This is a genomic window from Kibdelosporangium phytohabitans, from assembly GCF_001302585.1.
Classification (GTDB): domain Bacteria; phylum Actinomycetota; class Actinomycetes; order Mycobacteriales; family Pseudonocardiaceae; genus Kibdelosporangium; species Kibdelosporangium phytohabitans.
In genome coordinates this window covers 10,148,035-10,169,690 of sequence record NZ_CP012752.1, presented here as the reverse complement: position 1 = coordinate 10,169,690, position 21,656 = coordinate 10,148,035, and the positions used below count along the sequence as shown (strand labels likewise).

16 protein-coding genes are annotated in these 21,656 nt (G+C 68.0%); 10 read left to right on the top strand and 6 right to left on the bottom strand.

Annotation, left to right across the window (positions count from 1 at the left end):
* Positions 1-670 precede the first annotated feature (670 nt).
* Together AOZ06_RS45385 and AOZ06_RS45380 are read right to left on the bottom strand one after the other, a co-directional pair.
* Positions 671-1,849: a PQQ-dependent sugar dehydrogenase gene (locus AOZ06_RS45385; protein WP_054295028.1), complete on the bottom strand. Its 1,179-nt coding sequence runs from the start codon at positions 1,847-1,849 to the stop codon at positions 671-673.
* Between the two features lie 10 nt (positions 1,850-1,859).
* Positions 1,860-2,822, bottom strand: coding sequence for an alpha/beta fold hydrolase (locus AOZ06_RS45380; RefSeq protein WP_063810228.1), 963 nt, complete (start codon positions 2,820-2,822; stop codon positions 1,860-1,862).
* Positions 2,823-2,880: 58 nt separating this feature from the next.
* On the opposite strand from AOZ06_RS45380, the gene AOZ06_RS45375 reads away from it, so the two are divergent.
* A complete protein-coding gene (locus tag AOZ06_RS45375; protein ID WP_054295027.1) occupies positions 2,881-3,795 on the top strand; it encodes a 2-hydroxyacid dehydrogenase in 915 nt (304 codons plus the stop codon).
* Between the two features lie 49 nt (positions 3,796-3,844).
* Positions 3,845-4,537: a DoxX family protein gene (locus AOZ06_RS45370; protein ID WP_236951944.1), complete on the top strand. Its 693-nt coding sequence runs from the start codon at positions 3,845-3,847 to the stop codon at positions 4,535-4,537.
* Here AOZ06_RS45370 and AOZ06_RS45365 read toward each other — a convergent pair.
* From AOZ06_RS45365 to AOZ06_RS45350, 4 genes are all read right to left on the bottom strand, one after another.
* Positions 4,530-5,480: a 2-hydroxyacid dehydrogenase gene (locus AOZ06_RS45365; protein WP_054295025.1), complete on the bottom strand. Its 951-nt coding sequence runs from the start codon at positions 5,478-5,480 to the stop codon at positions 4,530-4,532. The two genes, AOZ06_RS45370 and AOZ06_RS45365, sit on opposite strands and share 8 nt — an antisense overlap.
* Complete coding sequence (locus AOZ06_RS45360; protein WP_157233598.1) at positions 5,462-6,073, bottom strand: hypothetical protein; 612 nt, start codon at positions 6,071-6,073, stop codon at positions 5,462-5,464. Before AOZ06_RS45360 ends, AOZ06_RS45365 begins: the two co-directional genes overlap by 19 nt.
* A gap of 155 nt (positions 6,074-6,228) precedes the next feature.
* Positions 6,229-8,070 carry a dihydroxy-acid dehydratase gene (ilvD, locus tag AOZ06_RS45355; RefSeq protein WP_054295023.1) on the bottom strand — a complete coding sequence of 614 codons (1,842 nt, stop codon included), beginning with the start codon at positions 8,068-8,070 and terminating at the stop codon, positions 6,229-6,231.
* A 44-nt stretch (positions 8,071-8,114) separates the two neighbouring features.
* Positions 8,115-8,546, bottom strand: coding sequence for a PH domain-containing protein (locus AOZ06_RS45350; protein ID WP_054295022.1), 432 nt, complete (start codon positions 8,544-8,546; stop codon positions 8,115-8,117).
* 277 nt (positions 8,547-8,823) lie between these two features.
* Between AOZ06_RS45350 and AOZ06_RS45345 the strand changes: the two genes are divergently transcribed.
* From AOZ06_RS45345 to cimA, 8 genes are all read left to right on the top strand, one after another.
* On the top strand, positions 8,824-10,677 hold the full coding sequence (locus AOZ06_RS45345) for an acetolactate synthase large subunit (RefSeq protein ID WP_054295021.1): 1,854 nt from the start codon (positions 8,824-8,826) through the stop codon (positions 10,675-10,677).
* Between the two features lie 2 nt (positions 10,678-10,679).
* Positions 10,680-11,186 carry an acetolactate synthase small subunit gene (gene ilvN, locus AOZ06_RS45340; protein ID WP_054295020.1) on the top strand — a complete coding sequence of 169 codons (507 nt, stop codon included), beginning with the start codon at positions 10,680-10,682 and terminating at the stop codon, positions 11,184-11,186.
* Between the two features lie 38 nt (positions 11,187-11,224).
* A complete protein-coding gene (ilvC, locus tag AOZ06_RS45335) occupies positions 11,225-12,238 on the top strand; it encodes a ketol-acid reductoisomerase (protein ID WP_054295019.1) in 1,014 nt (337 codons plus the stop codon).
* 89 nt (positions 12,239-12,327) lie between these two features.
* Positions 12,328-12,603 carry a DUF397 domain-containing protein gene (locus AOZ06_RS45330; protein ID WP_054295018.1) on the top strand — a complete coding sequence of 92 codons (276 nt, stop codon included), beginning with the start codon at positions 12,328-12,330 and terminating at the stop codon, positions 12,601-12,603.
* Between the two features lie 116 nt (positions 12,604-12,719).
* Entirely contained in the window at positions 12,720-14,318 is a 1,599-nt protein-coding gene (serA, locus tag AOZ06_RS45325) for a phosphoglycerate dehydrogenase (RefSeq protein WP_054295017.1), read from the top strand.
* Between the two features lie 910 nt (positions 14,319-15,228).
* The gene (locus tag AOZ06_RS61465) at positions 15,229-18,519 is read left to right on the top strand and encodes a S8 family peptidase (RefSeq protein ID WP_157233597.1); all 3,291 of its coding nucleotides are present in this window, start codon (positions 15,229-15,231) and stop codon (positions 18,517-18,519) included.
* A 126-nt stretch (positions 18,520-18,645) separates the two neighbouring features.
* Positions 18,646-19,689, top strand: coding sequence for a 3-isopropylmalate dehydrogenase (locus AOZ06_RS45315; RefSeq protein WP_054295016.1), 1,044 nt, complete (start codon positions 18,646-18,648; stop codon positions 19,687-19,689).
* A gap of 278 nt (positions 19,690-19,967) precedes the next feature.
* On the top strand, positions 19,968-21,599 hold the full coding sequence (gene cimA, locus AOZ06_RS45310; protein ID WP_054295015.1) for a citramalate synthase: 1,632 nt from the start codon (positions 19,968-19,970) through the stop codon (positions 21,597-21,599).
* Positions 21,600-21,656 lie beyond the last annotated feature (57 nt).

Sequence of the window (21,656 nt, the reverse complement as noted above, 5' to 3'; positions counted from 1 at the left end):
GTCGCGTCGATGATCATCTCGTTGCGGCCTCCGGGGAAGTAGTGGTACATCGAGCCGCGGGGCGTCTGGCTGTGCGCCAGCACCGCGTCGAGACTCGCTCCGGCCACGCCGTACTCCCGCATGAGCGTGATTGCGCTGATGAGCATCCGCTCTCGTCCTTGGCCTGGTTTCCGGCCCATGCTCACCTTCCTCGTTTTTATGCTTCCGGCATAGGTATCTTTGCTCAGTTTCCTTGCTCGGTGTTTCTTGCATGGAACAAGCTTTCCCTCGCCGGGGCTGACCTCTGGGCAGGAGCCTTGTTGGTGTTCTTCCTGTCTTGTGCTCTGGATCCTCTGTTCTCAGTGGCGTGGGTGCTCCTGCCCGACGGCCTGCCGGAGGCAACCACACGCGTCAAGAGGTCCGTTTGGCTTTCGCTGTGCGTTGCTTTGCGTGGGCGGACCTCTGGACACGTGTGGTTTGGGCTTCGCCCAGGCCGACGGGCAGGAGCACCCACGAAGCCCTCATCCGCGCTTGCGCGCCCGCCGGTCGCGGTTGGCTACCGCTCCAGTTGCTCGGCTGGTTCTGTGCTGCGCGCGCTTGCCGTTGTGGGTTGGTTCTTGCGCTGCGCGCTCGCTGCTCGAGGCAAATTTCTGCGGTGTGTGCTGGTTGGCCCTGGCCACCAGGGCCTTGCCTAGTCCTTGCCTCCGCCGTTGGCGTTTGATGGCTGGATCGCGATCAGCACGGCGCGGTCGTCGCTGGAGATCGGGGTTCCGCCGGACTTGTTCACCGTTCCCACGAGCGCCACGCTTGGGTTCAGCACGGCCATTGCGCCGAGCCGTCCAAAGCCTTCCTTCTCCGCCATGGACACGGTCGGCTTCGCGGTGATCACACCGTCCGGGTTCAACGGCAGGTTCTGCATGTTGCCCGCCACCGACGTCGCCACCATCAGCAACGACGGCGTGACCACGCAGCCCGCCACGCCCGGCTTCTCCGTCCACCGCCATGCTGGGTTGCCCAGGGGTTTTCCTGGGTCGACGCGGTGGATCGCGTCCTGCTGCGGTGTGCGGTCCGTCACCCATGGGCGGCTGTCCACGCCGACGCAGATCCCGCCGGGGGCGTGGAAGCCGCTGGCGATCACGGCTGTGCTCGGGTCCGGGTTGCCCTTCGCGGGTTTGCCTGCCGTGTCTATCCGCAGCAGCTTCCCTGCCAGCGACTTCGGGTCGGCCGCCAGCGCCGGGTTGCCCGCGTTCCCGGTCGCCACCAGCAGGCTTCCTGAGCGGTCGCGCATCAGTGCGCCGTGGTTGCCGGACGGTCCTCGGGGGATGCCGATCAGCACCGGCTTCGGCGAGTCACCGGCGGTGAACCGCACCACCCGGTTGTCGGTCGGTGTGGTGATGTACGCGTAGACCAACTGGTCTTCGGTGTAGCTCTGCGACAGCGCGAGACCCAGCAGACCGCCGTCCGTCGTCCCGTCCACCGGGAGCGTGATCACGGCGTTCGGGTTGCTGCCTCGCTGGACCTGCATCACGCGGCCGGACTTGCGTTCACCCACGAGCCCCGCGGGCGGGTCGCTGTTGGGGAACGGTGCCACGGCGTCGATCGTGTCCATGCACGTGCCGATCACCGCCGGGTTGAAGTCCTTGCAGCCTTCCGGCGGCGGGATCTGGCCCTGCGGCCCACCTGGCCCACCGCCCCCTCCGCCGCCGTTGCGGGATGGCCCGCCGCCCTGGCCGGGGCCGGTTTCCGGCGCCAGCTGCGGCTGGGTGGTCCACTTCGCGGGCGGGGGTTGTTCGGCGAACGACACGCAGCCGCTGAGCGCGAGGCCTGCGGCGACGCAACACGCGGCGAGCCGCCATCCGGAACGTGACACGTCACCCAGGCTAGGTACGAAGCCGTGAACCGTAGGTAAGCGCGGGCGGGATCAACGCGTCGATCGGCTCGCGGCTGGGCGGCCGTGCCAGCTGCATGGCCCGTTCCACCGCCGCTGTGCGGCGCAACAGCAGACGCAGCTCCTCGACCACGACCTCCGGCGCTTCCAGCGGCAGGAAATGGCTTGTCGGGACCACGCGGACGCGTGCCTGCGGCAGCATCGCCACGGGTTTCGCCATCCGGTCGGGCGCCGCGAGCACGTCGTACTGCCCGGACAACACCGTGACCGGGCAGGTCAGCCCGTGCAGTTCCCGCGCGGGTACCGAGCTGATCGCCAGCGCCAGCGTGAAGTACCACCGCCAGTCGTGCTGGGCGAACCGCTTCAACGTGCGCACGACCGTCTGCGTGTCCGCTCCCGGCAGCATGAGGCCGCTGTGCTGGATCAGTGTCGCCGTGAACGTGTTCACCGGGAGCCGGTGCACCACCGCGTCCACCAGTGGCGACATCGCGCGCAACGCGTGCGTGCCGGTGAGCGCGACGGCGCGGCGGAGCACGGCTGGGATGCCGAACAGGCCGAACATGGCCCCGAACAGGTCACCCGGCACACCGGCGGCGAACATCAGGCCGGAGACGCGGTCGGGGTGTCTGCGTGCCAGCTCCGCCGCCACCATCACACCCACTGACCAGCCCACCACCACGCAGCGCCGCACCCCGGCCGCGTCGAGCACGGCCAGCGCGTCGGCGACGTGGTCGGCCAGTTCGATCCGGCTCTCATCCGCCGGGCGTTGCGACCCCAGGGTGCCGCGGTGATACCAGGACAACACCCGGACGCCCGCGTTCGGCAGCAGCAACGCCGGCCAGGCTTCCGGCGTCGTGCCCAGCCCCGGGCACAACAGCACGTTCGGCCCCGCGTTGTCCGTGCGCCATGCGCGAATCCTCGTCCCGTCAGGGGAGGTCACGTCGTGTTCGTGCATCGGGGAAGAGTGTGCCCTAGCCTCAGCCGCCATTTCGACAGCACCTAGTGTTGTTTCCGTGCCGATCACTGTTCTGGTGCCCGATGATCACGGAATGTCCGCGCTGGCGGAGCTGGACGGCGTCACCCCGCTCCGGTTCGAGCTCGGTGAGCCGTTGCCGCCGGGTGCGGCGGACGCCGAGGTGATCGTGCCCGGCATGCAGGCGGGCCGGCTCGCGGTCGACTACCTGCCGCACCTGCCCAAGCTCAAGCTCGTCCAGCTGCTCTCGGCCGGGGTGGAGAACTGGATCGGGCAGCTGCCCGACGGGATCATGCTCGCCAACTGCCGCGGCGCGCACGGCGGCAGCACGGCCGAGTGGGCCATGACGGCGCTGCTGACGATCTACCGCGAGATGCGCGAGTTCGACGCCGCCCAGCGGGAGCGCCGCTGGGACTTCCACAAGACCGACTCGCTGCAAGGTAAACGCGTGCTGACAATCGGCGCGGGTGATCTCGGGAATCAACTGAAGCGCAGGTTGGAAGCGTTCGACGCGCACGTCACGATGGTCGGCACGACCGCGCGGGAAGGCGTTCGCGGCATCGGCGAACTTCCCGGTCTGCTCGGCGATCACGACGCCGTGGTTCTGATGGTGCCCGTTACCCCGCAAACCGTCGGAATGGTAGATGCGAAATTCCTGTCCCTGATGGTGGACGGGGCCGTGCTGGTGAACGCGGCGCGCGGTCCGGTCGTGGTCACCGACGACCTGCTGGCCGAACTGCGACAGGGCCGGTTGCGGGCCGCGCTCGACGTCACAGACCCCGAGCCGCTGCCGTCGGATCATCCACTGTGGACCGCGCCTGGCCTGCTGCTCACGCCGCACGTCGCGGGGACATGCACGAGGAACATGGAACGCGCCTATGCCGTCGCGGCGAGTCAGATCGCGATGTTCGCCGCCGGGGAGAAACCGTCGAATCTCGTGCGCGGAGAGTATTAACAAGAACTTTGTAGAGCGTTTGGCCGCCTAATCCAATAGCCTACCGGCCGTGAGTACCGACGATGACCGCTCGACTTCAGCGGGCGGCTACCCAGGGGTGTATTCCACGGGCGGCGCACACCGTATGGCCGAGCCCGCGGACGAGGATTACGGCCGGTATGACGACGACGAGGCCGGTTTCGCGAGCTCGTCCACGACGAGTGTGCTGTCCAGACCGGACGAGCCGCAGGAACGCGCCAAACCCGTGTACGCGTGGCACGGCGGCCTCGATTTCGGTCTGCTGGTGCTGCGCCTCGTGCTCGGCGGGACGTTCGTCGCGCACGCGCTGCAGAAGCTGTTCGGCCTGTTCGGCGGTCCCGGCATCGACGGGTTCGCGCAGTACCTCGGCAGCTTCGGCTTCACGCAGCCGACGCTGCTCGCCTGGGTGACCGGCGTGTCCGAGCTGGTCGGCGGCGTGCTGCTGGTGATCGGCCTGTTCACCCCGATCGGCGCGGCCGCCGTGCTCGGGGTGATGGCCAACGTGGTCTACCTGAAGTGGGGTGGCGGGTTCTTCGGCCCGCCCAAGGGCTTCGAATGGGACGTCGCCCTCGGCACGGTCGCGTTCGTGCTGCTGTTCACCGGTCCCGGCCGGATCTCGCTGGATCGGCCGACCCCGTGGGGCCGCCGCCCGGTCCCGCTCGGCCTGTTCATGCTGATCGTGGCCGCGGGCCTGTCCGTGGTCACGCTCGTGGTCTTCAGGTAAGAACCTCCGGGTTGACCAGGGCCCGGGGGCGGTGTCCGGCGACGCCGTCGAGCACGTTCTCGACGGCGAACAGCCCCATCGCCGCCCGGGTCTGGGCGGTCGCGCTGCCCAGGTGCGGCACGATCGTCACGGTGTCCAGTGCCAGCAGCGCTTTCTCCACTTCCGGTTCGCGTTCGAAGACGTCGAGCCCGGCCGCGAAGATCTCGCCTGCCCGCAAGGCCTCCGCCAGCGCGGCTTCGTCGACCAGCGGTCCACGCGCGGTGTTCACCAGCACGGCGGTCGGTTTCATCCGCCGGAACACGTCCGCGTCGAACAGGTGCCGGGTTTCCGGCGTGAGCGGCGCGTGGATCGAGATCACGTCCGACTCGGCGACCAGCGTGCCGAACGGCACGCTGTCCGCCGAGCCGGCCCTGGCGGTGTGGATCACCCGCATCCCGAACCCCTCGGCACGTCTCGCGGTCGCTCGCCCGATCCGGCCGTAGCCCACGATTCCCAGCGTCCGGCCGTGGAGCTCCTGGCCCAGCATCATCCGCGGACCCCAGATCCACGGTTTTCCCGTCCGCAGGAACCGGTCTCCTTCGGCGATCCTGCGCACGCTGGCCAGGATCAACGCCCACGCCAGGTCTGCTGTCGCCTCGGTCAGCACGTCGGGCGTGTTCGCCACGAGCACGCCACGCTTCGTGCATTCCGCGACGTCGATGTTGTCGTAGCCGACGCCGTGGTTGGCCACGACCCTCAGCTGCGGTCCGGCCGCGTCGAGCAACTCGGCGTCCACCCGTTCGGACAACATCGTCAGCAGACCGTCCTTGCCCGCCGCCCGCTCGAGGAACTCGTCGCGGGGGATGGCCTCCGGCGGGCCGGTGTAGAGATCGAGCTCACACCGGCCTGTCAGCGCGCGCACGGCTTCATCGACCATTTCACGGGTTACGAGGACCTTTGCCACCTGCCGACGATAGCGCGGACCAGCAGATACGCCACTGTGGACAACAGGACGTACGCGGGCAGCCCGCCGATGACCTGGTGCGTCATCTTGGCCAGGTCGCTGTACGGGGTCGGCGGCGGCATGACCATCGACGGGTCGCCGAAGTGGTGCGTGATCAGGTTCGCGAGCGGGGTTCCCCGCGCGACAAACAGATCGTGCACGAGCGGGCCGGGGATCGTCACGACGGTGAACAGCCCGCCGAGCAGCACCGGGAACACCCACGCCGGTCTGCCCGCGACGAATCGGGTCGTCAGCGGCAGCAGTACGGCGATCGCCGGTGTGAGGCCGATGAACCCCACGGTCGAGTCGATGAACCAGTGCAGGTACGGGCTGATGGCCGGTCCGCCTTCGTTGAAGTGGATGCCGTGCACGTAGAACATCGCCGCGCCACCGGCGTAGCACAGCAACAGCGACGTGATGACCAGCGTCAGCCGCGCGACCGGGTCGCGGTAGAACGCGGCGAACGCGCGCAGGAATCCTCTGTGGAGCCCGAGGTCCACCGAAGTCCTGCCGAACACGGGACGGATATCTGGAGCGGCAACGGGTTTCGTCATGGGACACATTTCTGTGCGATCTGGTGACAGGGCGCGCCGATGCCTCAGAGTGCAACACAGAGTAGCCGCACGAAAATGACGTGAAGGCCTGACAAACACCGCTGGGCCGACACGAGAGAGTCGTGTCGGCACAACGGTTTCTGGAGTCGTTCGAGTTATGGAACGCGCCGGACCGCGCCGGTGGACGCGTCGGTGGTCAGGTGCGCGTAGGCACGCAGCGCAGTCGTGACCGTCCGCTCCCGGTCGACCGGCTGCCACGGCCGTTCGCTCGAATCCATCTTGGCCCGCCGCTCGGCCAGCACCTCGTCCGGCACAAGCAGTTCCAGGGTGCGGGTGGTGACGTCGATGAGGATCTCGTCGCCGTCCTGCACGAGGCCGATGGTTCCGGCGCCCGCGGCCTCGGGGGAGATGTGCCCGACCGACAGGCCCGACGAACCGCCGGAGAACCGGCCGTCGGTGATCAGCGCGCACTTCTGGCCGAGGCCCGCGCCCTTGAGGAACGCCGTGGGGTGCAACATCTCCTGCATCCCCGGACCGCCTGCCGGGCCCTCGTAGCGCACGACGAGGACGTCACCCGGCTGGATCTGCTTGCCGAGGATTACCGAAACGGCCTGTTCCTGGCTCTCGACCACCCGGGCGGGGCCCTGGAAGCGGAACAGCGACGGGTCGATCCCGGCGGACTTGATGACGGCGCCGTTCTCGGCCAGGTTGCCGCGCAGCACAGCCAGTCCGCCGTCCGCGGTGTACGCGTGCTCCTTGTCACGGATGCAGCCGCCGGCCGCGTCGGTGTCCAAGGACGACCAGCGGTTGGTCGTGGAGAACGCCTCGGTGGTGCGCACACCGCCGGGGGCGGCGTGGAAGAGCTCGATCGCCGCGTCGGACGCCTGACCGGACCGGATGTCCCATTCGGACAGCCACTGCTCCAGGCCGGGGCTGTGCACCGAGTGGACGTCCCGGTTGAGCAGCCCGGCGCGGTCGAGCTCGCCCAGGATCGCCGGGATTCCGCCTGCCCGGTGCACGTCCTCCATGTGGTAGTCGGAGTTCGGCGAGACCTTCGACAGGCACGGCACGCGGCGGCTGATCGCGTCGATGTCGGCCAGCGTGAAGTCGATCTCGCCTTCCTGCGCGGCGGCCAGGATGTGCAGCACCGTGTTGGTCGAGCCACCCATCGCCATGTCCAGCGCCATCGCGTTCTCGAACGCCTTGCGGGACGCGATCGAGCGCGGCAGCACGCTCTCGTCGTCCTCGCCGTACCAGCGCTTGCACAGCTCGACGACCGCCGTCCCGGCACGGGAGAACAGGTCGCGGCGGGCAGCGTGCGTGGCCAGCGTGGACCCGTTGCCCGGCAGGGCGAGGCCGAGCGCCTCGGTCAGGCAGTTCATCGAGTTCGCCGTGAACATCCCGGAGCACGAGCCGCACGTCGGGCAGGCCGAGCGCTCCACAATGGACAGGCCGTCGTCGTCGACGGACGGGTTCGCCGACGCGGCGATCGCGGTGATCAGGTCGGTCGGCGCCTGCGCGACACCGCCGACGACCACGGCCTTGCCCGCCTCCATCGGCCCGCCGGACACGAACACCACCGGGATGTTGAGCCGCATCGCGGCGTTCAGCATGCCGGGGGTGATCTTGTCGCAGTTGGAGATGCAGACGAGCGCGTCGGCCTGGTGGGCGTTCACCATGTACTCGACCGAGTCCGCGATGATCTCGCGCGACGGCAGGGAGTACAGCATCCCGCCGTGGCCCATCGCGATCCCGTCGTCCACCGCGATGGTGTGGAACTCGCGTGCCACACCACCGGCCTCGCGCACGGCTTCGGCGACGATGTCACCGAGGTCGCGGAGGTGGACGTGACCGGGCACGAACTGCGTGTAGGAGTTGGCGATCGCCACGATCGGCTTGCCGAAGTCGGAATCCGTCATTCCGGTCGCACGCCAGAGCGCGCGTGCGCCCGCGGCGTTGCGGCCGTGAGTGGTCGTGCGGGAACGCAACTGGGGCATTGCCCCTCCAGAATCAGCTCAAACAAGGGGGAACAGCCAAGACGTTACTCCCCGGGGGTGTCCGGTGTGGCCGGACTTTCCTCGTCGCCGTGCGCTTCGGGAGTGGCAGCTGGGTCGGGGATGCGGCCGTTGCTGACCTTGGAGAGAAGTGACAGGTGTCGCAGTCGGACACCGGGCAACCGGGTCGCAGTGCCGTCGGTGCCGACAGCGGACACCTTGCCGCCGTCGAGTTTCAGCGACGCCAGCTCGTCCCACTTCAGGCTCCGGCTGGTGAACATGTCGCGTGCGGTGACGCCGTCGGTGTCGGCTGTCGTGCGGTGCCGCACGACCCACAGGACCATCGCGATCGGCACCACGTAGATCCCGAAGAAACCCGGTGCGGCGAATGCGAACGGTGTCGCGGCGATGGCGAGCAGCAGCGCACCGAGGTGGGCGGTCGGCGGGGTCCGGAAGACGACCTTGTTGACGGCTGTCACGCAGAAGATGGTGCACGTTTGCCCGTGACGGCCTGCGCGCGGGTCCCCCGATCGGGTCCACTATGCGGGATAACCGTCCCGCAGATTTGACGCGCGCGCGGGATCCGCACTACCGTCGCAGTATGTTCAAGTTGATTGGTCTCGTACTTCCCAAGCGCGTCGACGCTTAGGAGCTACTGACTCGTCGACGCGCGACCCTCGTGCGACCTATCCGGTCGACGAGGGTTTTTTCGTGTCCGGACCCATCCGCCAACCACTGACTCACGAGGCAGAACCGATGACGAGCGCTACATCGCGACCCGCCGCGAAGCCCGGGGCGCCGAAACAGGGAGCGGACAGCTCTGCCCCGGCCAACCGTCCTAAACCCGCGCCACCGTCGGGTGCCCCGGTGCGTGTCACCGGCGCCCAGTCGCTGGTCCGTTCGCTCGAGGCAGTCGGTTGCGAGGTGGTCTTCGGTATTCCGGGCGGCACGATCCTCCCGGCGTACGACCCGCTGCTCGACTCGACGAAGGTGCGGCACGTCCTGGTCCGTCACGAGCAGGGTGCTGGCCACGCGGCCACCGGTTACGCGCAGGCCACCGGCAAGGTCGGTGTCTGCATGGCGACATCCGGTCCCGGAGCGACGAACCTGGTCACCCCGCTCGCGGACGCCAACATGGACTCCGTCCCGGTCGTGGCCATCACCGGCCAGCAGACCAGGGCGCTGATCGGCACGGACGCCTTCCAGGAGGCGGACATCTGCGGCATCACCCTGCCGATCACCAAACACAACTTCCTCGTCACCGATCCGGCGGAGATCCCGCGGACGATCGCCGAGGCGTTCCACCTGGCATCGACCGGCAGGCCCGGCCCGGTGCTCGTGGACATCCCCAAGGACGTGCTGCAGGAGACCACCAGCTTCTCCTGGCCGCCCGAGATCCACCTGCCCGGCTACCGGCCGACGACCCGGCCGCACGGCAAGCAGGTGCGCGAGGCCGCGAAGCTGATCGCTTCGGCCCGCCGCCCGGTTCTCTACGTCGGCGGCGGCGTCATCAAGGCGCAGGCGGCGGCCGAACTGCTGCGCCTGGCCGAGCTGACCAACATCCCGGTGGTCACCACGCTGATGGCGCGTGGCGCGTTCCCCGACTCGCACCAGCAGCACCTGGGCATGCCAGGGATGCACGGATCGGTGGCGGCAGTGGGCTGCCTCCAGCGATCCGACCTGATCGTGGCGCTCGGCGCCCGGTTCGACGACCGGGTCACCGGCAAGCTCGACTCGTTCGCGCCGGACGCGCAGGTCGTGCACGCCGACATCGACCCGGCGGAGATCTCCAAGAACCGCAAGGCCGACGTGCCGATCGTCGGTGACTGCAAGGAGATCATCACCGAGCTGATCACCGCCGTGCAGAGCGAGCAGGACCGGCACAAGGCGGACCTGACCGCGTGGTGGGCGCAGATCGACACCTGGCGCGAGGCGTTCCAGGCCGGTTACGAGTGGCCGTCGGACGGTTCGCTGTCGCCGCAGTACGTGATCGAACGGATCGGCCAGCTGGTCGGCCCGGACGCGATCTACACGGCGGGTGTCGGCCAGCACCAGATGTGGGCCGCGCAGTTCGTGAAGTACGAGAAGCCGATGTCGTGGATCAACTCCGGTGGTCTCGGCACGATGGGCTTCGCGGTGCCCGCGGCGATGGGCGCGAAGTTCGGCATGCCGGACAAGGAAGTCTGGGCGATCGACGGCGACGGCTGCTTCCAGATGACCAACCAGGAACTGGCCACGTGCGCCATCGAGGGCGCGCCGATCAAGGTGGCTGTGATCAACAACGGCAACCTCGGCATGGTCCGGCAGTGGCAGAACCTCTTCTACTCGGAGCGGTACTCCAACACCGATCTGGGCACGCACAAGCACCGGATCCCGGACTTCACGCTGCTCGCCGAGGCGCTCGGCTGCGCGGGCCTGCGCTGCGAGTCGCGTGACCAGGTCGACTCGGTGATCAAGCGGGCACTGGAGATCAACGACCGGCCGGTCGTGATCGACTTCGTGGTCGGCAAGGACGCGCAGGTCTGGCCGATGGTCGCGGCGGGAACCGGCAACGACGAGATCATGGCGGCGCGCGGGATCCGGCCGCTGTTCGACGAGGATGAGATCTGACGATGTCCACCCACACACTGAGCGTCCTTGTCGAGAACAAGCCGGGTGTGCTTGCTCGCGTCGCCGGGTTGTTCTCCCGGCGTGGCTTTAACATCGAGTCGCTCGCTGTCGGACCGACCGAGCACCCGGACGTGTCCAGGATGACCATCGTGGTCGCGGTCGACGAACTGCCGCTCGAACAGGTGACGAAACAGCTCAACAAGCTGGTGAACGTGATCAAGATCGTCGAGCTCGAACCGGGCTCGGCGGTGCAGCGGGAACTGCTTCTGGTGAAGGTGCGAGCGGACGCCACCGTGCGCAGCCAGGTGCTGGAGACGGTGCAGTTGTTCCGGGCGAAGGTGGTCGACGTCTCGCCGGAGGCGCTGACCATCGAGGCGACCGGGACGGCGGACAAGATCGAGGCGTTGCGCCGGATGCTCGAGCCGTACGGCGTGCGTGAGATGGTGCAGTCCGGCATGGTCGCCATCGGCCGCGGTCCACGCTCCATCACCGCGACAGCAGTTCGCTGAGGTCGAAAACCCCACAGGTTGATTAAGGAAATAACTAGATGAGTGTCGAGATCTTTTACGACGATGACGCCGACCTCGGTGTGCTGAGCGGCAAGAAGGTCGCTGTCATCGGCTACGGCAGCCAGGGCCACGCGCACGCGCTGAGCCTGCGCGACTCGGGCGTTGACGTGCGGATCGGCCTGCAGGAGGGCTCGAAGTCCCGGCCGAAGGCCGAGGAGCAGGGGCTGCGCGTGCTGACCCCGGCCGAGGCGTCGGCCGAGGCGGACATCGTGATGCTGCTGGCGCCGGACACCAAGCAGAAGAAGATCTACGACGAGGAGATCGCGCCGAACCTGCAGCCGGGCAACGCGATCGCCTTCGGCCACGGCTTCAACATCCGCTACGGCCTGATCCAGCCGTCGAAGGACATCGACGTGTTCATGATCGCGCCGAAGGGCCCGGGCCACCTGGTCCGCCGCCAGTTCGTCGACGGCAAGGGCGTGCCCTGCCTGATCGCGATCGAGCAGGACGCCACCGGCAACGCGCAGGCGCTGGCGCTCGCGTACGCCAAGGGCATCGGCGGCAGCCGCGCCGGCGTGATCAAGACGACGTTCAAGGAAGAGACCGAGACGGACCTCTTCGGCGAGCAGGCGGTGCTCTGCGGTGGCACGGCGGCGCTGGTGCAGACCGGCTTCGAGGTGCTCACCGAGGCGGGCTACGCCCCGGAGATCGCGTACTTCGAGGTGCTGCACGAGCTCAAGCTGATCGTGGACCTGATGTACGAGGGCGGCATCGCGCGGATGCGTTACTCGGTGTCCGACACCGCCGAGTACGGCGACGTGACCCGTGGCCCCCGCGTGATCAACCCGGCGGTCAAGGAGGAGATGAAGAAGATCCTCGGCGAGATCCAGGACGGCACCTTCGCCAAGGAGTGGGTGGCCGAGGACGCCTCCGGCCGCGCGAACTTCACCAAGCTGCAGTCCGAGGGCGAGCAGCACCCGATCGAGGAGGTCGGCCGCAAACTGCGCGGCCTGATGTCCTGGGTGGACCGCCCGCTGACCGACACCGCCTGACCCCGAAACCCCTGATAAACCCTCGTGAGTGTTTCGGCCGGTTAGAACCGGCCGAAACACTCACGAGGGTTTTTGCTATACCTAGCGTCATGAGTGGTGACAGTGCGCCGATCTATGACGACAAAGCACACGTTCGAGGGAATCTCGACCTGACGAAGGCAGAGTGGCAGCGGGCCGCGGAACCCGGCGCGGATCCCGACGGGGAGTACGTTGAGATCGCGTTCGTCGAGCACACGGACGGAGTCACCTACACGGCAATGCGCAACTCGAAGCACCCGGATGGCACCATTCTGGTGTTCACTCCCAGTGAGTGGGACGCGTTCGTGCAGGGAGTTCGCGCCGGTGAATTCGACGAGCCGTGGTAGTGCCCCATAACTCATTCGTAACCTGGACGTGAGGCTTTAGACTCCTGGCATCCGGGCCCGGCGTTGTTCCCGGTCTGTCTCCCACATCATGAAATGACCATTTGGAGTGCGTTGCCGTGACTGCAACCAGCCGACCTGTCGTTCTCATCGCCGAGAAGCTGGCTCCATCCGTGCTTGACGTGTTCGGCGAGGAAGTCGAGGTCCGGCACGTCGACGGCACGGACCGTCCCGCGCTGCTGACCGAGGTCGCCAACGCGGACGCGTTGCTCGTCCGTTCGGCGACCAAAGTGGACGCCGAGGTGCTCGGGGCCACGTCGAAGCTGAAGGTCGTCGCCCGCGCGGGTGTCGGGCTGGACAACGTCGAGGTGCCTGCCGCGACCGAGCGCGGTGTGCTGGTGGTGAACGCGCCGACGTCGAACATCGTCTCGGCCGCCGAGCACGCCGTCGGCCTGCTGCTGGCCGTCGCCCGCCGGATTCCGGCGGCGGACCAGAGCCTGCAGGGCGGGGCGTGGAAGCGCAGCTCGTACTCGGGCGTGGAGATCAACGGCAAGACGGTCGGTGTCGTGGGGCTGGGCAAGATCGGCCAGCTGTTCGCCGCGAGGCTGGCCGCGTTCGACACCAAGCTGATCGCGTACGACCCGTACGTGTCGCCCGCGCGTGCCGCGCAGCTGGGCATCGAGCTCGTGGAGCTGGACGAGTTGCTGGCCAGGGCGGACTTCATCTCGGTGCACCTGCCCAAGACTCCGGAGACCAAGGGCCTGATCGGCGCGGACCAGCTCGGCAAGACGAAGAAGGGCGTGCTGATCGTCAACGCGGCGCGCGGTGGCCTGATCGACGAGCAGGCGCTGGCGGACGCGATCCAGTCGGGCCAGGTGGGTGGAGCGGGCATCGACGTGTTCGCGACCGAGCCGACGACCTCGAGCCCGCTGTTCGGCCTGCCGAACGTCGTGGTCACCCCGCACCTGGGCGCCTCGACGGAAGAAGCGCAGGACCGCGCGGGCACGGACGTGGCCCGCAGCGTGCTGCTGGCCCTGCGCGGCGACTTCGTACCCGATGGTGTGAACGTCGTCGGTGGCGCGGTGGGCGACGAGGTGCGCCCGTACCTGCCGCTGACGCACAAGCTCGGCCTGGTGCTGGCCGCGACGGGGACCGGAACGCCGACCTCGCTGACGGTCGAGGTCCGCGGTGAGCTGTCCAATGAGGACGTCTCGATCCTGGCTCTCGCCGCGGAGCGCGGCGCGTTCCACGGCCTGGTCGACACAACGGTGACGTTCGTGAACGCCCCGCGCCTGGCCGAGGAACTGGGCGTGCAGGTGGACATCGTCAAGGAGTCGGAGAGCGCGGCGCACCGAAGCCTGGTGACGCTGCGCGCGGTCTACCCGGACGGCGGAACGATCACGGTGTCCGGCACGGTCTCGGGCCTCGCGCAGGTGGAGAAGCTGGTGGGCTTCAACGGCCGCAGCTTCGACCTGCGCGCGGAAGGCACAGTCCTGCTGGCCGCGTACCCCGACCGCCCCGGCGTGATGGGAACGGTGGGAACCCTGCTGGGAGAAGCGGGCATCAACATCGAAGCGGCCCAGATCAGCCAGACGAAGACGGGTAACGACGCGATCATGATCCTGCGAGTGGACCGGCAGGTAGATGCCTCGGTGCTCGACTCGATCGGCCTGAGCATAGCGGCGACGAACATCCGCGCGGTCCAGTTCGACGACTGACTGAGCAGAGGAAAAGCCCCCGCAGCAGGTGCTGCGGGGGCTTTCGCATACTCACACTGACGCAGCCGATATGCACAAGAGAGCGCGGAAGTGGGAGCGGTTGCCGCCTCTCGCACAGAAGCGCGGCAGCGAGCCTCATGACGGCGAGATGCCTGTGGAGCCGCACGGGTGATCACTGCCGTTGCGCAGGTCCGGCTAGCAAGAGCAACGGCAAGCGCAAACCAACCCCGGGCGGCAAGCGCACAAACCAGCCCGCAGCGGCGAGTGCAGGCCAAGCCGCAGGGGCGTGTGGAGGTCAAGCCGCAGCGGCGGGCGCGCAAGCGCAGAGAAGGGCTACGGGCAGGAGCGCCCACGCCCCAAAAACACACCAAGGATCCCGAGCAAGAGAGGAAGAACACCGAACGCAGCCTCCTGCCCAGAGGACAGCCACCCGGCGAGGGAAACATCTTGTCCCGTGCAAAGAACACCGCGCCAACCCGCCGGTGCACCACCAAAGAACCCCGAGTAGCAGTTCGCATCCGTGCTCGGCCGGTCCGTGCGGAGCCCGGCCTCGAGGTCGGCAGGCTCGATCCACCGCCGCACCGCCGAGTCGATCAGATCGAACCAGCCACCGAGCCAACTCCAACCCTGCTCCACCCTGTCGAAGGTGAAAAGCCGGAGAGAGATGCCTCGTGTGCGATGTGGACGACTCGGTGCCTGTGGATAGCTTGGTGCTGGGCCTTCGGGTGCCTGACAGGGTCTGCGAGCGCGGTGCCGTGCCACTTTCGGGTGCAACCCGAAGAGTTGATGTTCGCGCGGATGTCCTAGGCGGCGCACCCGTTCACGGATAGGTTGCTTTCCGGCATCAACAGTGCGCGGAGAGTGAGGCATGGCTGTGGCCCGTCCGATCGGGTTGAGACGACGACGTCCGATGATCGCGCTGGTCACCCTCGCTCTGGTCGCGAGTGTGTCCACGGCGGGCACCGCTGTCAGCAGACCGCGCGATCTCCCCCTGGCCACTGCCATCCCGATTCGCGCGTTGTCCACCGCTGAGAAGGTCTCGGAGCGGTTCACGCGCGACGGCCCGGCGACCGCGTTCGTCGAGTTGGACCGGCCTCCCGCTGTCGACGTCTACAACGAACAGTCCAATCGGGCCGGTGGGAGCCGGGAGCAGGCCGCCGAGGCCGCGCGCGCCGCCGTCGCCGACATCACCGCAACGGCTGAATCCCTCTCCGCTACCCTGCGAGCGCGGGACAGCAGTGCCGAGTTCCTCTTCACCACGGTCAACGCTGTCGCGGGCATGGTTGTCCGTGGTGAGGCGTCGGCCATCCGGGACCTGGCCGCGCGGGGTGAGGTCCAGTCGATCCGCCCTGTCATGCCCAAGACCCTCACCAACGCCACCGCTGTGCAGGTCACCAAGGCTCTCAACGTGTGGCAGAACACCGGCCGTCTCGGTGACAAGATCCGGGTCGGTGTGATCGACGACGGCATCGACTACACGCACGCCACCTTCGGTGGTCCGGGCACGCCGGCGGCGTACACCGCGATCGACCGGATTAAGACCGACCCCGCCTACTTCCCGACCACCAAGGTCGTCGGCGGTTACGACTTCGCCGGTGACCAGTACGACGCGTCCGGGACCAACGGGTCCAAGACGCCTGCGCCCGACCCGAATCCGATCGCGTGCGGTGAGCATGGAACGCACGTGGCCGGGACGGCCGCGGGTTTCGGTGTGAACGCCGACGGCACGACGTTCCGGGGGGAGTACCCGAAGCTCACGCCGCAGGTCCTCGACGACATGCGGATCGGTCCCGGTACCGCCCCCAACGCGTCGATCTACGCGGTCAAGATCTTCGGCTGCGGCGGGTCGACCGACCTGACCGCGAAGGCTCTCGACTGGGTGCTCGACCCGAACGGCGACGGTGACTTCACCGACCACCTCGACGTGGTGAACATGTCCCTGGGCAGCAACTTCGGGGCGCCGGACGACCCGGAGAACGCGTTCGTCCGCAAGCTCACCAGCAACGGCGTGTTGTCGGTGATCGCGGGCGGCAACGGCGGCGACGTCTACGACATCGGTGGCGCGCCGGGCAATACGCCCGAGGCGTTGACCGTCGCCAGCACTCTGGACCCGTTCGTGATGCGTGACGCGGTCACGGTGACCGCGCCGGCGGACGTGGCCGCGGACGTCGGCGGGCAGTACGGACTGGCGTACACCACCTACGACAGCCTTGACCTGACCAAACCGGTGACGCCGATGCCCGACCAGTCCAACGCGGATGGCTGCAATCCGTTCACCGAGGCGGACAAGACCGCTGTCACGGGCAAGATCGTGTGGCTGGAGTGGGACGACGCCGACAGCACCCGCCGTTGCGGTTCGACGGCACGGTCCCTCAACGCCAAGAACGCCGGTGCGGCGGGGGTCCTGCTGCCGTCGGGCACGGACCAGTTCGCCGCGGGCATCGCCGGTGTCGACGGCATGCCCACTTTCCAGTTGACCGCGACGGCGACGAAACCGCTGCTGCCGGCCTTGCGGGCGGGCACGCTGACGGTGCGGATGCAGGGCGCGAAACGCGGCACGCTGAAAACCAAGTCGCCCGAGATCAACGACACGCCGAGCCGGTTCACCTCACGCGGGGTGCGCGGCCCCGCGGTCAAGCCGGACGTCGCCGCGCCGGGCGACACGATCGCGTCCGCGCTGGCCACCAGCGGCAACCAGGTCCTGGTGATCAGCGGGACCTCGATGGCCACACCGCATGTCGCCGGGGTCGCCGCGCTGGTCCGGCAGGCTCATCCGGACTGGACGCCCGAAGAGGTCAAGGCCGCGGTGATGACCACGGCGAACGACGACGTGCGCACCGAGCCGAACGGGATCGTCTTCGCGCCGCAGCGGACCGGCGCGGGCCGGGTGAACGCGCAGTCCGCTGTGGACACTGAGGTGCTCGCGATGGTCCAGGAGGCACCTGGTTCGGTGAGCGTGTCCTTCGGCACGGTCGAGGTGCTCAACCGGGTGTCGGTCAGCCGAACGGTGAGACTGGTCAACAAGGGCGGCAAGGTCGTCGATTTCACGGCCTCCTACGAGGACATCACCCGGATCCCGGGTGTTCGCTACGAGGTTTCCCCGCCGCAGGTGGTGGTCGCGCCGAACAGCACGGCGGCTGTGACCGTCACCCTGCACGTGGACGATCCGCTTGCCCTGCGCCGCACGATCGACCCGACTGTCGTGCTGAAACAGCGGGACGTCGCCCGCCAGTTCGTGGCGGACGCCTCCGGCAGGATCGCGCTGACGTCGGTTTCCGGCACGCGGTTGCGTGTCCCGGTGTACGCGGCGCCGAAACCGGTCGCCAAGGTCAGCACCGAACCGGCGGTGACCTTCGACAGCACGGACCAGGGCGTGCTGCCCATCCTGGGCAAGGGGCTCGACCAGGGTGAGGGCCGTGAGGCCTACCGGTCCCTGATCAGCGTGCTGGAGCTGCAGGCGACGTCGCCGCAGCTGCCGTCGTGCCGCCGCAACGTGGCCAAGAGTTGCACGGTCAACGACACCGCGAAGGGCGGTGACATCCGGTTCGTCGGTGTTGCGTCCACCGCACCGTGGGCGCTCGAACACGGCAAACCGGATAAGGCGTTCCTGGCGTTCGGCATCGTCACGTGGGGCAACCGGTACAACTCGGGCGGGAACACGTTCCCGTACGTGGAGATCGACACGAACAACGACGGCACCATGGACTTCCAGTCGTTCGTGACAAAGCTCACCGGCACCGACGTGTGGGTGGTGAACACAGTGGACTTGGTGAAGCCGGGCAAACCGACGGTGGCTAGTACCGCGTTCAACGGCCTGTTCGCCGACACGGACACGAACGCGTTCGACTCCAACGTGGCGTTGCTGCCGGTACCGCTCAGGGCACTGGGCATCGACCCGGCCGCGCCTTCGGCGCGGTTCTCGTACACGGTCGGGGTCGTGGGTTTCTACAGCCCGCCCGGTGAGGAGTCCGGCTTGATTGACAGCGTGGCCGGGATGTCGTTCGATCCGCTCAAGCCCGCGTTGCGGGCGACCGGGCAGGGCAAGGACGCGCTCGTGTTCGCCGCGAAAGCGAACACCGTGCTGTCCATCAGACGGGACAAGTCGGTCATGGCGACCGATCGGACGGAAGGGTTGCTGGTCCTCAACCACCACAATGCGAGCGGTGATCGTGCCGCGGTGGTGCGGATTCCCGCGAACTGAGATGGTCGTGATCCGAAAGGGGGACCCCGTAAGCGTGGTCGAGGTACGGATGACCGGGTGGGGGCGGGTAGCCTTCCCTGAACTGTGTGGCCCGATGGCTGGGCCTGTATCCACGGAGGTGTCTGCATGCGGCTCGCGGTGATCCCCGGTGACGGGATCGGGCCGGAAGTGATCGCCGAGGCCCTCAAGGTGCTCGGCGAGGTCGTTCCGAGTGCTGAGATCACCCGGTACGACCTTGGGGCCGCTCGATGGCACGCGACGGGGGAGTTGCTGCCGGAGTCGGTTCTCGGCGAACTCCGGGAACATGACGCGATACTGCTCGGTGCGGTGGGTGACCCCTCGGTGCCGAGCGGGATCCTCGAACGCGGGCTGCTGCTGCGGCTGCGGTTCGAGCTCGACCACCACGTGAACCTTCGGCCGGCGAGGCTGTACCCGGGCGTGCGCAGCCCGATCGCCGACCCGGGTGACATCGACATGATCGTGGTCAGGGAAGGCACCGAAGGCCTGTACGCGGGCAACGGTGGCCTCCTGCGCAAGGACACGCCGCACGAGATCGCGACCGAGGTCAGCGTGAACACGTCGTTCGGCGTGGAGCGCGTGGTCCGTGACGCGTTCGCTCGTGCGTCGGCTCGTCCGCGCAAGCACCTGACGCTCGTGCACAAGACCAACGTGCTCGCGCACGCCGGGTCCTTGTGGTCGCGGGTTGTCGAAGAGGTGTCGTTGCAGCACCCGGACGTGACGGTGGCCTACCAACACGTAGACGCGACAACCATTCACATGGTGACGGACCCGGGCCGTTTCGACGTGATCGTCACCGACAACCTGTTCGGTGACATCCTCACGGACCTCGCGGCGGCGGTGACGGGCGGAATCGGCCTCGCGGCCTCCGGCAACCTCGACATCACCCGGCGCAACCCGAGCATGTTCGAGCCGGTCCACGGCAGCGCACCGGACATCGCGGGTCAGGGCATCGCGGACCCGACGGCGGCCGTGCTGTCGGTGGCGCTGTTGCTCGACCACCTGGGTGAGCGGGAAGCGGCCCGCCGGATCGAGGCCTCGGTGGCCTTCGACCTGGCGACCCGCGACCACGCGTCGCCCGGTGGCACGTACGCGATCGGCGACAGGCTGGCGGCGCTCGTGTCGTCCAACACGTCCCGGACGACCGCGTAGGTTTCAGCAGCAACGAGGCCGCCGCCACGAGTTCGTGGCGGCGGCCTCGTGCTTTTCCGAAGACCTCCATGATCCCATGAGGTGGGAACCGGCACCCGCTTGTTGGTACGGCGGCGGCGGGTGTGGTTTCATGCTCACCATGACCGCGTATGCCGTGATCATTATCGACAAGCGCACTGGGTAGCAGAGCTACACCACCCAGTGCGCCGACCTCTCGCATCCTGCGGGAGGTTTTTTGTTGTCCCGGCACTGTCACAAACCCACCACAGGAGTTCCCCGTGACCCGCAAGAGCCCGGCCGGCACGCCGCTCGGCGACGACTTCCACGTGTACGACACGACGCTGCGGGACGGGGCCCAGCGTGAGGGAATCTCCTACTCGGCCGCGGACAAGCTCGTCGTCGCCCGCCTGTTGGACGAACTGGGTGTCGGGTTCATCGAAGGTGGCTGGCCAGGCGCTTTGCCGAAGGACACGGAGTTCTTCGCCCGCGCGGCGGCCGGGGAGCTGGAGCTCAAGCACGCCGCGCTCGTCGCGTTCGGATCCACCCGCAAAGCCGGGACGACGGCGGCGCGGGACCCGCAGGTGAAGGCGTTGCTCGACTCGCAGGCACCGGTCGTCACGCTGGTCGCCAAGTCCGACCGCAGGCACATCGAACTCGCGCTGAGGACCGATGTGGACGAAGCGTGCGAGATGGTCCGTGACACCGTGGCGTTCCTGACGGGCGAAGGGCGACGGGTGTTCCTCGACGCGGAACACTTCTTCGACGGCTACGCCTTCGACCCGGACACGGCGTTGCGCGTGCTCACCGCCGGTGTGGACGGTGGCGCGGACGTGGTCGTGTTGTGTGACACCAACGGTGGCCAGTTGCCTTTGGGGCTGGCCGAAACCGTCCGGCAGGTGATCGACCGGACCGGCTTCCGGGTCGGCATCCACTGCCAGGACGACACATCTTGTGCCGTGGCGAACTCCGTCGCGGCGGTCCAGGCGGGCGCTAGCCACGTGCAGTGCACCGCGAACGGATACGGCGAACGGGCGGGCAACGCCGACCTGTTCGCCGTAGTGGGAAATCTCGTGACCAAGCTCGGCATGCCGGTGCTACCCACCGAACGCGCCGCCGAGCTCACCCGGGTCTCCCATGCTCTTGCCGAGATCGCGAACATCGCACCCGACACCCACCAGGCCTACGTCGGGTCGTCAGCGTTCGCCCACAAGGCGGGCCTGCACGCGAGCGCGATCAAAGTCGATCCGGAGCTGTACAACCACATCGATCCGGAAGTCGTCGGCAACGACATGCGGGTACTGGTCACCGAGATGGCCGGTCGGGCCAGCCTGGAGCTCAAGGGACGTGAGCTCGGGGTTGACCTGGCCGGTCGGCCCGCCGCGCTGACAGGCGCGGTGCGGAAGGTGAAGGAGTTGGAAGCGCGGGGCTGGTCCTTCGAGGCCGCGGACGCGTCGCTGGAGTTGTTGCTCCGCGCCCAGGTGGCGGAGGCCGACCAGTTGCCGGTGGCCGCGCCGCCGTTCGTGCTCGAGTCCTACCGGGTGATCCTGGACCACCACGTGGACGGGACAGTGGTGTCGGAGGCGACGGTGAAGGTGCACGTCGCCGGTGAACGCGCGATCGCGACGGCGGAAGGCAACGGCCCGGTGCACGCACTGGACGCGGCACTGCGGAAGGCGTTGCTGCCGCATCTGTCCTGGCTGGACCAGGTCGAGCTGGCGGACTACAAGGTCCGGATCCTGACCGACCACCCGGGCACCGACGCGGTGACGAGGGTGCTGGTGGAATCCACGGACGGTCAGCGCGAGTGGACCACGGTCGGCGTGCACGGCAACATCGTCGAAGCGAGCTGGCTGGCGTTGTGCGACGCGTTGGTCCACAAGGCGTTGCGGGCCGGTCAGCCGGTTTCGTGAGTCCTGCTCGACGGCAACGCGGCGAAAACCAACTGACAACGCGGATGGAGACACTCC

Coding starts and splice junctions, on each gene's coding strand:
- AOZ06_RS45345 (WP_054295021.1), top strand. CDS start 8,824: ATGACGAGCGCTACATCGCGACCCGCCGCGAAGCCCGGGGCGCCGAAA.
- AOZ06_RS45360 (WP_157233598.1), bottom strand. CDS start 6,073: ATGACGAAACCCGTTGCCGCTCCAGATATCCGTCCCGTGTTCGGCAGG.
- AOZ06_RS45380 (WP_063810228.1), bottom strand. CDS start 2,822: ATGCACGAACACGACGTGACCTCCCCTGACGGGACGAGGATTCGCGCA.
- ilvN (WP_054295020.1), top strand. CDS start 10,680: ATGTCCACCCACACACTGAGCGTCCTTGTCGAGAACAAGCCGGGTGTG.
- ilvC (WP_054295019.1), top strand. CDS start 11,225: ATGAGTGTCGAGATCTTTTACGACGATGACGCCGACCTCGGTGTGCTG.
- AOZ06_RS61465 (WP_157233597.1), top strand. CDS start 15,229: ATGATCGCGCTGGTCACCCTCGCTCTGGTCGCGAGTGTGTCCACGGCG.
- AOZ06_RS45315 (WP_054295016.1), top strand. CDS start 18,646: ATGCGGCTCGCGGTGATCCCCGGTGACGGGATCGGGCCGGAAGTGATC.
- ilvD (WP_054295023.1), bottom strand. CDS start 8,070: ATGCCCCAGTTGCGTTCCCGCACGACCACTCACGGCCGCAACGCCGCG.
- AOZ06_RS45330 (WP_054295018.1), top strand. CDS start 12,328: ATGAGTGGTGACAGTGCGCCGATCTATGACGACAAAGCACACGTTCGA.